Below are 11871 nucleotides of genomic sequence, written 5' to 3'. Positions count from 1 at the left end.
GCTCACACCGTACCGCCGGCCGGCAGGTGGGCGACGCTGTAGGCGATCCGCCGCCGGGCGGCCCCGGCGTCGCGGCGCAGCACCTGCTCCAGCAGCAGCACCGCGTGCGGGTCGGCGGGGACCACCGCGTCGTAGTCCTCCCGGGCCAGGTGGGCGGCGACCACGTCGACGGCGGCGTCGCGCCACAGCCGGCGGTGCACCCGGTCGACGAGCCGCCGCTGGACCGGTCCTGCGACGCGGCTGCGGTAGCGGGCGGCGGCCCGCTCGGCCGGGGCGCGCAGCGGCCCGCGGCCGGCGGCGCGGGCGAGGCCGGCGGGCACCCGCCAGAGGACGAACCGGGCGAGGCGCTGCGGCCAGTGCCGGCGCGCCAGCTCCGCCCGGGACCGCACGGTCAGGCCGGCCTCGGCCAGGGCGGCGGTCCAGGGCCCGGTCTCGTGGACGAGGACCGTGGCGGTGCCGCCGCCGGCCAGCACGGCCAGCCCCTCCGCCAGCGCGGCCGGCCGCCGCGCCTCGCCGAGCAGGATGATCAGGACCTTCACGCGCGCACCCCGGCCTGGCGCGCGCCGCGCTGCGGCGGTACCACCGGGCGGCGGCCGGCCGGCGCGGGGTCGCCGAACCAGTGGTGGTGGTGGTGGGCGGCCACGGCCGCCGGGCCGAACCGGTCGACGAGCCGGCGCCGCGCCTCGGGCAGGTCGAGCCCGGTGTCGAAGCGGTCCCGCAGCCGCCGGTACCCGGCCACGAGGGCGTCGGGGGTGTCGGTGACCTCGACCAGCTCCCCGGCGAGGTCGATGACGTCGGCCAGGGTCTCCTCCGGCCCGCCGCACCGGGTGACCACGACCGGGGTACCGGCGCCGACCGCCTCGGCGGGCGTCATCCCGAACGTCTCCCACCGGCTGGCGTGCAGCAGCAGGTCGTGGGTCCGCATGAGCCGGACCGCCTCGGCGTGCGGCACCGGGCCGACGAACGTCACCGCGTCGGCCACGCCCCGGCGCCGGGCCAGTTCGCGCAGCTCCGCCTCGCCCTCGCCGCTGCCGCCGACCAGGGTCAGGGTGAGCCGCGGGTCCTGCGCGCGGCAGACGGCCAGCGCCTCGACCAGCAGGTGCACCGCCTTGCGGGCCACGAAGGAGCCGACGTAGATCCAGCGCAGCGGCGCGCGGACCGGCGCGGCGCGCGGCGGTCCGAAGTCGACCGGGTTCGGCACCACCACGATCTTGTCGGCGTGCTGGGGGAAGGCGGCGACGAGCTGGTCGCGCAGCACCCGCCCGACGGCGAACAGCCCGGTGCAGCCGTCCAGGACCTCGCCGTACATGCGCCGGTTGTCGGCGTCGGCGAGGAGGTCGGCCAGAAAGGACATGTGCTCGGTCACGAACAGGCGCGCGCCCGCCGGCAGGTGCTGGAGCGCGGCCCACGCCGTCGGCGTGCCGACGTGCGCGTGCACCACGGGCGCGGTGATGCGCAGGCCGCCGAGGACGGCGGCGTGCTGCGCGGTCAGGTGCGCGCGGGTGGGCCGGGAGGACACCGGTACCGGGTGGTATCCGAACCGGACACCCTCGTCGTCGGTACCGGCCCAGCGCGGCATCCGGGCGCCCAGCGCGCGCTGGGCGCGCAGGGCGGCGCGCTCCCCGGCGGCGTCCAGGTTGGCGCTCCACGAGTCGAAGTGGTGTACCTCGATGTCGTCGCACCCGGCCGCCACGGCGTGCACCATGGACCGGACGAAGGTGCCGGCGTGCGGCTGGCGCAGGTTGGGGTACCAGGGCGTGAGTACGGCGACCTGCCGACGCGGCTCCGCGGCCATCCCGCTCCTCCCTGTCCACCGCCCCGCGGCACCGGCGGCGAGCGCCGGGGTACCGGGGGCGATGTCGAATCCTATCGACTGCGGTGACAGTCCACACCATTACCGAAGTCACGTTCCGGCCACCCCTGATCCCCCGGGATTCGGTCGAATGGGCGATGTGGACATACTGATAAACAGTGCTATTAGGCATATAAAGGTGTACATCCGTTTCTGGTGATATGCGGCACCGTCCGAGGGCAGGTACGCGGAAGCGCCCGGGAGCGGTGGGCTCCCGGGCGCTTCCGCGCGGCTGCGTCAGCGGGTCAGGCGGGGCACTCCACCGTCGTACCCTCGCGGGCCGAGCGCAGGATCGCCGCGCAGACCTCGACGGTGCGCAGGCCCTGGCGCAGCGTCACGATGCCGCTCTCCTTGCCGTCCACGGCGTCCCGGAACCGCTCGTGCTCCACCAGCAGCGGCTCGCGCTTCGGGATGGCGAACCGGACCATGTCGCCCTCGGCGACCCCGCGGAAGTTGCGCAGGGCCTCCCACTCGGTGTCGATCGCGGCGTTCGCGTAGAACGTCAGGTCGGCGGTCAGCGTGTCCGCGATGAAGCAGCCCCGCTCGCCGGTGACGACCGTCTGGCGCTCCTTGAGCGGGCTGAGCCAGTTCACCAGGTGGTTGACCATCAGGCCGTCGGTGAGCTGGGCGGTGGCCGACACCATGTCCTCGTGCGGCCGGCCGGAGCGGGAGACCGTCCGGGCCGACACCGCCTGGTACTCCTTGCCCGTCACCCACGCGGTCAGGTCGACGTCGTGGGTCGCGAGGTCCATCACCACGCCGACGTCGGCGATCCGGTGCGGGAACGGACCCTGCCGGCGCGTCGTCACCTGGTAGATGTCGCCGAGGTCGCCGGCCTCCAGCCGCTGCCGCAGGCTCTGGAGCGAGGGGTTGTACCGCTCGATGTGCCCGACCCCGGCCACCAGCCCGGCCGACTCGAACGCCTCGACCAGCGCGCGGGCCGCCTCCACGTTCTGCGCCAGCGGCTTCTCCACCAGCGCGCAGACGCCGGCCGCGGCCAGCGCCAGCCCCACCTCCTCGTGCAGCGCGGTCGGGCAGGCGACCATCGCGTAGTCGAGGTTCAGCGCGAGCAGCTCGTCGAGCGTGGCGACCACCGGGGCGGGCGCCAGGCCCTGCGGGTCGCCGGCCGGGTCCATGATCCCGACCAGCTCCACGCCGTCGAGCCGGGACAGGACGCGGGCGTGGTTGCGGCCCATCGCGCCGAGCCCGATGAGGCCGGCGCGCAGCGTTGTGCTCATGCGTGTACTCCTTCGCTCGTGGCTACGGTAGCGGACCGAAACCCCAGGTCAGACACTGGAGTTGACCCCGTCCGCGATCCGCGCGAGCTGGTCGGCGGTCAGGCTCGGGAAGACCGGCAGGGACACGACCTCGCGGGCGGCCCGCTCGGTCTCGGGCAGGTCCCACGGGCCGGGCTCGCCGTCGACCAGGTACGGCAGCAGCCGGTGGATCGGCGTCGGGTAGTAGACGCCGCTGCCGACGCCCTTGTCCCGGAGCCGCGCGGTGAACGCGTCCCGGTCGCCGGCCACCCGGACCGTGTACTGGTGGTACACGTGCGTGGCGCCCTCGGCCACCGGCGGGGTGGCGGCGGCGGTGATGTGCTCGTCCAGGTACGCGGCATTGGCCTGGCGCTGCTTCGTCCATCCCGAGAGCTGCTTGAGCTGCTCGCGGCCGATCGCGGCGGCCACGTCGGTGAGCCGCATGTTCGCGCCGACGATCTCGTTGGCGTACCGCTGCTCCATGCCCTGGTTGCGCAGCAGCCGCAGCGTGCGGGCGAGCTGCGCGTCCCCGGTGGTGACCATGCCGCCTTCGAGGCTGTGCATGTTCTTGGTCGGGTAGAAGCTGAAGCAGCCGGCCGTCCCCCAGGCCCCGACCGGGGTGCCGTGCAGGGCGGCGGCGTGCGCCTGGGCGGCGTCCTCGACCACGCCGAGGCCGTGCTTCGCGGCGATCTCCATGATCTTGTCCATGGCGGCCGGGTGCCCGTACAGGTGGACCGGCATGACCGCCACGGTCCGCGGGGTCACCGCCGCGGCGACGGCGGCCGGGTCCAGGCAGAAGCTGTCCGGCGCGATGTCGACGAAGACCGGGGTCGCGCCGACGAGGCGGACCGCGTTGCCGGAGGCCGCGAACGAGAACGACGGCACGATGATCTCGTCGCCGGGGCCGTAGCCCAGGGCGAGCAGGGTGAGCTGGAGCGCCGAGGTGCCCGAGTTGACGGCGACGCAGTGCCGCCCCTCGACCAGCTCGCTGAACTCCTGCTCGAACGCGGCCACCTCGGGCCCCTGGACGACCATCCCGCTGCGCAGGACGCGGACGGCGGCCTCGATCTCGGCCTCGCCGATCACCGGGCGGGCCGGCGGGATGAACTCGGTGTGCTGCCCGGACATGGGCTCTCCTCCTGCGGAAGGTCGGGAATGGGAGTCAGGACGGGTTCGTGGTGGTGCGGCCGCCCAGGGATACAACGACGGCGTCGGCGAGGGAGTCCAGGTAGGCGGGCGCGAACGGGGTGCGGACGATCGCCGCCCGCCAGTACAGCGGACCGATGATCAGGTCGATCGCCAGCCCCGGGTCGGCCGCGGCCGGCAGCTCGCCCCGGTCGACCGCCCGGCCGAGGATCCGGGCCGCGATGTCGCGCTGGTGGGTGCGCAGCGTGTCGAGCAGGGTCTCGGCGATCTGCGGGTTGCGCGCGGCCTCGGCGAGCAGGTCGGGGATGATCTGCGAGGCCAGCGGGTGGTGCAGGGCGAGCGCGAGCGCCGACAGCAGCATCCGCAGGTCGTCGCGCAGGTTACCGGTGTCGGGCAGCGGCAGCCGCCGGCCGGCCACGGCGGAGACGATCTCGATCACCATGTCGACCTTCGAGGGCCAGCGGCGGTAGATCGCGGTCTTGCCGACCCCGGCGCGGCGCGCGACGGCCTCGATGGAGAGGCGGCCGTACCCGACGTCGGCCAGCTCCTTCATCAGCGCGTCGCGGATGGCGGACGTGACCTCGTCGCGCAGCACCGCCGCGCCGGCGGGGGCGCGGCCGCTGCCGGGGGTGCGTCGGTTCTCGGTGATGGCCACGTACGCACTATAGCGTAACGACGCTACGGTTGCGTTTCGACGCTTGGATAGCCTACCTTGGTGCCAGTCGACGCACGCCCTCCCCTAGGCTGAGTTGTCGCGCCCTGCGCCCCACCAGCGACGAAGATCGGAGCGCTCCCCCATGGCCGAAACGGCGGTAACCGCCGAGCCCGACGCCGGCACCACCCCTGCCGCCATCGCCGCCCGGCACGGGCTCACCGTTGCCGGGGCGCGCCCCGGCCTCGGGGCCTACGCCCGCCAGCTCTGGGCGTACCGGCACTTCATCAGCGCGTACGCCAACGCCCGGGTGATCGCCCAGTTCTCGACCGCCAAGCTCGGCCGGATCTGGCAGGTCCTCACCCCGATCACCAACGCGCTCGTCTACTACCTGATCTTCGGCATCATCCTGAAGGCCGACGGCGGCGAGCCGAACTTCATCGGGTACCTGTGCGCGGGCGTCTTCATCTTCACCTTCACCTCCTCGGTCGTCACCGCGGGGATCCAGGCGATCAGCGGCAACCTCGGCATCATCCGGGCGCTGCACTTCCCCCGCGCGAGCCTCCCGCTGGCCCTGGCCATGGTGCAGTTCCAGCACCTCGTCGCCTCCATGCTGGTGCTGGCCGGCATCATGCTGGTCACCGGCGAGCCGCTGACCTTCGAGTGGCTGCTGGTCCTGCCGGCGCTGCTGCTCCAGTCGGTCTTCAACGCCGGGCTGGCCCTGGCCATGGCCCGGCTCGGCGCCAAGCTGACCGACCTGCGCCAGGTCATGCCGTTCATCCTGCGCACCTGGATGTACGCCTCGGCGGTCCTGTACCCGGTCACGCTGTTCAAGGACCACCTGCCGCCCTGGGCGGCCGACCTCCTCGAACTCAACCCGCTGCTGGTCTACATCGAACTCATGCGCCACGCGATGATGTCCGAGGTCAGCCTCTCCTCGCCCATCGGCCAGATCTGGGCGCTGGCGGCCGGCTGGGCGCTACTGGTCGGCGCGGGCGGCTTCATCTACTTCTGGCGCGGCGAACAGGAGTACGGACGTGGCTGAGCAGACCGCCGCCGCGGCGGCGACCGCGGCGACCACCGCCACGGGCGAGCGGATCCCCACGGTCATCGTCGACGACGTGCACATCGTGTACCGGGTCCACGGCGCCGGCACCCCGGGCACCGGCACCCCCGTCGCCGGCCTGCGCCGCCTGCTCACCGGCAAGCGGGCGCCGCAGGTGACCGAGGTGCACGCGGTCAAGGGCGTCAGCTTCACCGCGTACCGCGGCGAGGCCATCGGCCTGATCGGCTCCAACGGCTCCGGCAAGTCCACGATCCTGCGGGCCGTCGCCGGCCTGCTGCCCGTCGAGCGGGGCGCGATCTTCACCCAGGGCCAGCCGAGCCTGCTGGGCGTCAACGCCGCCCTCCAGAACGACCTGTCCGGCGAGCGCAACGTCGCGCTGGGCTGCCTGGCCATGGGCATGTCGCCGGAGGAGGTCCGCAAGCGGACCCCGGAGATCGTCCAGTTCTCGGGCATCAACGACCGGGGCAACTTCTCCGCCCTGCCCATGCGCACGTACTCCTCGGGCATGTCCGCCCGGCTGCGCTTCTCCATCGCCGCCGCCAAGAAGCACGACGTGCTGCTCATCGACGAGGCGCTGGCCACCGGCGACGCCCGGTTCCGGCGGCGCAGCGAGGGGCGGGTCCGCGAGCTGCGGGCCGAGGCGGGCACGGTGTTCCTGGTCAGCCACGCCATCGGCACGATCAAGACCACGTGCGAGCGGACCATCTGGCTGGAGAGCGGCGTGATCCGGGCCGACGGCCCGACGGCCGAGGTGTGCCGCGAGTACGAGGCGTACATGAACAAGTAGGACCGCACGTCCCGAACAGAGAGCGAGCCCATGGACGACGTTTTCGTGCACCCGAGCGCCGATGTCGAGGACGGCGCCGCGGTCGGCGCCGGTACCAAGGTCTGGCACCTCGCGCACGTGCGGTCGAGCGCGCGGGTCGGCGCCGGCTGCGTGATCGGCCGCAACGTGTACGTCGACGCCGGCGCCGTCGTCGGGGACCGGGTGAAGATCCAGAACAACGTCTCGGTGTACCAGGGCGTCACGATCGAGGACGAGGTCTTCGTCGGCCCGTGCGCGGTCTTCACCAACGACTTCCGGCCCCGGGCCCAGAACCCGACGTGGGAGATCACCCCGACGCTGGTCCGGCGCGGCGCGTCGATCGGCGCCAACGCGACGCTGGTCTGCGGCATCACGGTCGGCGAGTACGCGATGGTGGCCGCCGGCTCGGTGGTCACCAGGGACGTGGCGCCGTACCAGCTCGTCGCCGGCAACCCGGCCCGCCCGCGCGGCTGGGTGGACGCCGGGGGCGAGGTCGTCTCCCGCGACCCGGCCACCCCGCCGACCGGTCACTGACCCGGCCGGACACCGACCCGACCGGCACAAACCAGCACGGAGTGGGTACAGGGACTCCATGCAGACCTTCCTGCCGTACCCCGACTTCGCAGCCAGCGCCGCCGTCCTAGACCAGCGGCGCCTCGGCAAGCAGCGGGTCGAGGCGATCCAGGTGCTGCGCGGGCTGGTGGTCCCCGGGTACGGGTGGCGGCACCACCCGGCCGTGAAGATGTGGGCCGGCTACGAGGAGGCCCTGGTGCGGTACGGGCTCGACATGTGCGCCACGTGGACCGCCACCGGCCGGGCCGACACCTGCGCGGCGACGCTGCGTGCCGACCTGGAGGCGGCCGGCGGGCCGGCGGACGTGCGGGAACAGCGGGTACTGGCCGCGGCCGGCGAGCTGCCGCCGTGGCTGGGCGACGAGGCGTTCCACCGGAGCCACCGCGCCTCCCTGCTGGCCAAGGACCCGGAGCACTACGCCGGCCGGTTCGTCCCCCCGCCGCCCCCGATGCCCTATGTGTGGCCCGCCTCCGACCGGGCGCCCGCCCACCGGCAGCCGGCCAGGCCCGCCGCGGGTTGACCAACATCAATAGATGACCTTAACTCTCCCCATACCTCAGGGGAGGACACCGCCATGCACCGCACGCCCGCACCGCCACCCGCGCCGCCCGGGTGCGCGCCCGGCAGGTCCGCCCCCGCCCGGTCCCGGGCCGCCGGGTCCTGGGGCTCGGGGTCCGTGGCCGCCCTGGCCACCGTCGCCCTGCTCGCCGTCCTCTCCCCCGCCGCCGCGCCGCGCGGGGCCGGTACGGTCACGGCGGACGTGCCGGTCATCACGCTGGCCGCGCTCCAGGCGCACCTGGCGACCTTCACCCGGATCACCGCCGAGAACGGCGGCCACCGGCTGACGGGCTCCCCGGGCGAGGCCGCCCTCCGCAGGTACCTGGTCACCACCCTGGAGGCGGCCGGCTACGAGGTCGGCACCCAGTCCTGCCCGCCCCGGTGCAAGGGCGTCAACGTCCTCGCCGACAGCCGCACCGGCGACGCCGGCCAGGTGTACGTCTTCGGCGCGCACATCGACAGCGTGTCCACCACGCCCGGCCTCAACGACAACGCCGCGGCCGTGGCGACCGTCCTGGAGACGGCGCTGGTCGTGGCCGCGCAGAAGCCCGCCCTCGCCACGCGGGTGCGGTTCGCGTTCTGGGGCGACGAGGAGCCGGGCATGGTCGGCTCCCGGTACTACGTGAAGAACCTCGGCGACCGGAAGCCGACGGTCCGGGGCTACCTGAACTTCGAGATGGTCGGCTCCCCCAACGGCGGGTACTTCCTGAACAACCCGGCGACGCCGCTGGGCCGGCTGTTCCAGGAGTACTACGACGCCCACCAGCTCGCCACCGAGGAGAGCGTCGAGCTGGCCAAGCGCTCCGACAACGCGCCGTTCGACACCGACCGGATCCCGGCCACCGGCGTCAACGGCGGCGCCGGCGCCCGCAAGACCGAGGCGCAGGCCAGGAAGTGGGGCGGCCGGGCCGGGCAGCCGTACGACGCCTGCTACCACCGCACCTGCGACACCACCGCCAACGTGGACACGACGATGCTCACCCACACGGCGAACGCCCAGATCACGGCGCTGTACAAGCTCGCCGTCGCCCGCTGAGCGCGGCGGCCCGCCGCGCACCGGCGCCGACCCCCGGCACCGCCGGGCCGGGGGTCGCCCGGGTACTCAGCCGCCGATGACCTCGCGGCGGATGCCCGCCCAGCGCTCCGGGTCGGTGACCCGCCGGCCGTCCACGATCACCCGGACGCCGGGCAGGTCCTTGAGGCCGAGCGTGCGGTACTCGGCGTGGTCGGCCTGGACGACGACGGCCGTGACCGGCTGCCCGTGGTAGGCCGGCAGGCCGAGGGCGGCCAGCTCCTCGGGGGTGTACATCGGGTCGGACACGTACGGCTGGGCGCCGCGCGCCTTCAGCGCCGCGACGGTCGGGAAGACGCCGGAGAACGCCGTCTCCTTCACCCCGCCGCGGTAGGAGGCACCGAGCACCAGCACCTCGGCGTCGGTCAGGTCGCCGTAGGCGTCGGCGAGGAGCTGCACCGCGTACTCCGGCATCTCCGCGTTCGCCTCGCGGGCCGCGCGCACCACCGACGCGGCCGGGTCGTTCCACAGGTACAGCCGCGGGTACACCGGGATGCAGTGGCCGCCGACGGCGATGCCGGGCCGGTGGATGTGGCTGTACGGCTGGCTGTTGCAGGCGTCGATGACGGTGTCGATGTCGACGTCGATGGTGTCGGCGTACCGGGCGAACTGGTTGGCCAGCCCGATGTTGACGTCCCGGAAGGTGGTCTCGGCGAGCTTGGCCAGCTCGGCGGCCTCCGCGTTGCCCATGTCCCACACGCCGTTGGGCCGGGGCAGGTCCGCGCGGTAGTCGAAGTCGAGGACCTGCTGGTAGAAGGCGACGCCGCGGGCGGTGCCGCGCTCGTTGATCCCGCCGACGAGCTTCGGGTACCGCCGCAGGTCGGCGAAGACCCGGCCGGTGAGCACCCGCTCCGGGCTGAAGACCAGGTCGAAGTCGGTACCGGCGGTCAGGCCCGAGCCCTGCTCCAGCATCGGCGCCCAGCGGGTACGGGTGGTACCGACCGGCAGTGTCGTCTCGTAGCTGACCAGCGTGCCCGGCCGCAGGCCCTTGGCGATGGCCTGGGTGGCCGCGTCCATCCAGCCGAAGTCCGGTACCCCGTCGGCGTCCACGAACAGCGGCACCACCACGACGACCGCCTCGGCGGCGGCGACCGCGGCGGCGGTGTCGGTGGTGGCCGTCATCAGCCCCGCCTCGACGGCGCGCTTGAGCTGGACGTCGAGGTCGGCCTCGCCCGGGAAGGGCGCGGTGCCCTCGTTGACCATGGCGACGACCCGCTCGGAGACGTCCGCGCCGGTCACCTCGTGGCCCTTGGCGGCGAACTGCACGGCCAGCGGCAGCCCGATCTTTCCGAGCGCGACGACACAGATCTTCATGGTTACTTTCCTCCTCGGGACCGGCTGAGCAGCCGGCGGACCACCCGGCCGGGCGTGACCGGCGCGATCGCGACGACCAAGCGGCCGTGGTGGTTGGCGGTGAGCGTGACGACGTACAGGCGGGCGCCCCGGCGGTGCACGACCCGCCGGGTGCCCATGCCGCGGGGGGCGCGCAGGCCGGCCGTGCCCGTGCGGCCGTCCGCGGTGACGCTAGCCTCAACGACTCGCACCGCGCCGAGGTGGGTCGATTCATCAAAAAAGTCCGCAAAACGGAAGGTGCCCCGGACCCGGGTGCCGGCCTCGTCCGCCTCGACCCGGACCGCGGCCGCGGCGTCCCCGGCGGCCATCCGCAGCGCGCCGGAGGGCAGGTAGGCCAGCTCCCGGCGGGTGCTGTGCGCGTGTACCGTGAGCCGCCCGCCGCTCCCGCCGACCCAGGTCAGGCCGACGGTGTCCAGCCGGGCCAGCCAGTCGGCGGCCATCGCCGGACTCAGCGCGAAGACCTCGTCGGGCAGGCCGAGCCGGGGGTCGCGGAACCCGGGGTAGGCCACGAACTGGCGCCCGCCGTCGCTGACCAGCGGCGGGTCGGCCTCCTCCTGCTGGGTGCGCAGGAAGTCGGTGAGCTGGTCCAGCGTCGCCCGCTGGGCGTAGGCGATCCGCACCCGCTCGGCCACGAACAGCCGCTCGGCCAGGCCCGGGGTGAGGTAGTCGTCGGCGAGCCGGCGGACCTCGGCCTGGATCCGCTCCCGGGCGGCGCGGTCCAGCGCAACGAAGTCCCGGCCGACCAGCTTGGCGACCTCCCAGCGGAAGTGCCGCAGCAGCACCGCGTCCCGCCGCGGCCCGGCCGGGATCAGCTCGGCAACGAAGTCCATCAGCCGCGCCACGCAGCCCAGCAGCGTGTCCGGGCGGCGCGGGGTGAAGGTGATGTTGCTGAAGTCCAGCCGGCGCACGGCGTAGTAGCAGGCGTAGTCGGCCACGACGGCGACCCGCTCCGCCCGCACCAGCGCCTCCAGCGTGAACGGCTGGTCGCTGAGCATCGCCATGTCGGTCGGGAAGCGCAGCTTGTACCGGTCGATCAGCGCCCGGCGGAACAGCTTGGTGTTGGCCAGCGACCAGGGCAGCGCCGAGTCGTACAGGTCCACGTCGTCGGCGTTCTGGCTGAAGATTTGCTGGTCCACGTACCGGCCGTTGACGCCCACGACCCGGCCGAGGGTCACGTCCGCGCCGCTGCGGTCGGCCATCTGCACCAGCCGGCGCAGCGCCTGCGGCCCCAGGTAGTCGTCGGCGCCGACGAAGAAGACGTACCGGCCGGTGGCCACGTCCAGCGCCCGGTTGCTCGGCTCCGCCGGCCCGCCGGAGTTGGCCTGGTGGATCACCGTGAACAGGCCCGGGTACCGGGCCGCGTACCGCTCCAGCTCCGCCCCGCTGCCGTCGGTGGAGCCGTCGTCGACCGCGACGACCTCCAGCTTGTCCCGGCCGATGCTCTGCGTGACCAGCGACTCCAGGCAGCGGGTCAGGTACGGCATCGTGTTGTACACCGCCACCACGACCGTCACCTCGGGCCGCGGCACCCCCTCGTC

General features: G+C 73.7%; 12 protein-coding genes. 5 read left to right on the top strand and 7 right to left on the bottom strand.

What is annotated here, in order from left to right; all coding sequences use genetic code 11:
* Nucleotides 1-2 precede the first annotated feature (2 nt).
* The 5 genes from IEY75_RS00530 to IEY75_RS00510 form a co-directional block, all read right to left on the bottom strand.
* A complete protein-coding gene (locus tag IEY75_RS00530; RefSeq protein WP_189112145.1) occupies nt 3-539 on the bottom strand; it encodes a hypothetical protein in 537 nt (178 codons plus the stop codon).
* A complete protein-coding gene (locus IEY75_RS00525; RefSeq protein WP_229789245.1) occupies nt 536-1795 on the bottom strand; it encodes a glycosyltransferase in 1260 nt (419 codons plus the stop codon). Before IEY75_RS00525 ends, IEY75_RS00530 begins: the two co-directional genes overlap by 4 nt.
* A gap of 302 nt (nt 1796-2097) precedes the next feature.
* On the bottom strand, nt 2098-3090 hold the full coding sequence (locus IEY75_RS00520; RefSeq protein ID WP_189112144.1) for a Gfo/Idh/MocA family protein: 993 nt from the start codon (nt 3088-3090) through the stop codon (nt 2098-2100).
* 48 nt (nt 3091-3138) lie between these two features.
* A complete protein-coding gene (locus IEY75_RS00515; RefSeq protein ID WP_189112143.1) occupies nt 3139-4236 on the bottom strand; it encodes a DegT/DnrJ/EryC1/StrS family aminotransferase in 1098 nt (365 codons plus the stop codon).
* A 34-nt stretch (nt 4237-4270) separates the two neighbouring features.
* Nucleotides 4271-4849, bottom strand: a complete 579-nt coding sequence (locus IEY75_RS00510; protein ID WP_189112573.1) for a TetR/AcrR family transcriptional regulator — start codon at nt 4847-4849, stop codon at nt 4271-4273.
* 202 nt (nt 4850-5051) lie between these two features.
* Between IEY75_RS00510 and IEY75_RS00505 the strand changes: the two genes are divergently transcribed.
* From IEY75_RS00505 to IEY75_RS00485, 5 genes are read left to right on the top strand one after another with little or no spacing between them, the layout of a single operon-like run.
* Nucleotides 5052-5951 (top strand): ABC transporter permease, encoded by a 900-nt coding sequence (locus tag IEY75_RS00505; protein WP_189112142.1) that lies wholly within the window; start codon nt 5052-5054, stop codon nt 5949-5951.
* A complete protein-coding gene (locus tag IEY75_RS00500) occupies nt 5944-6759 on the top strand; it encodes an ABC transporter ATP-binding protein (protein WP_189112141.1) in 816 nt (271 codons plus the stop codon). The genes IEY75_RS00505 and IEY75_RS00500 overlap by 8 nt, the downstream gene beginning before the upstream one ends.
* A gap of 30 nt (nt 6760-6789) precedes the next feature.
* Nucleotides 6790-7311, top strand: a complete 522-nt coding sequence (locus IEY75_RS00495) for an acyltransferase (protein WP_189112140.1) — start codon at nt 6790-6792, stop codon at nt 7309-7311.
* Between the two features lie 58 nt (nt 7312-7369).
* On the top strand, nt 7370-7870 hold the full coding sequence (locus IEY75_RS00490) for an MSMEG_6728 family protein (protein WP_189112139.1): 501 nt from the start codon (nt 7370-7372) through the stop codon (nt 7868-7870).
* A 54-nt stretch (nt 7871-7924) separates the two neighbouring features.
* Nucleotides 7925-8944: a M28 family peptidase gene (locus IEY75_RS00485; protein WP_189112138.1), complete on the top strand. Its 1020-nt coding sequence runs from the start codon at nt 7925-7927 to the stop codon at nt 8942-8944.
* Between the two features lie 66 nt (nt 8945-9010).
* Here IEY75_RS00485 and IEY75_RS00480 read toward each other — a convergent pair whose 3' ends face one another.
* Together IEY75_RS00480 and IEY75_RS00475 are read right to left on the bottom strand one after the other, a co-directional pair.
* Nucleotides 9011-10294: a nucleotide sugar dehydrogenase gene (locus tag IEY75_RS00480; protein WP_189112137.1), complete on the bottom strand. Its 1284-nt coding sequence runs from the start codon at nt 10292-10294 to the stop codon at nt 9011-9013.
* Between the two features lie 2 nt (nt 10295-10296).
* The gene (locus IEY75_RS00475) at nt 10297-11862 is read right to left on the bottom strand and encodes a glycosyltransferase family 2 protein (protein ID WP_189112572.1); all 1566 of its coding nucleotides are present in this window, start codon (nt 11860-11862) and stop codon (nt 10297-10299) included.
* Nucleotides 11863-11871 lie beyond the last annotated feature (9 nt).

It is taken from the genome of Pilimelia terevasa (assembly GCF_014647915.1).
Classification (GTDB): domain Bacteria; phylum Actinomycetota; class Actinomycetes; order Mycobacteriales; family Micromonosporaceae; genus Pilimelia; species Pilimelia terevasa.
The sequence above is the reverse complement of the archived record's forward strand: the minus strand, read 5'-3'. Positions and strand labels throughout refer to the sequence as shown.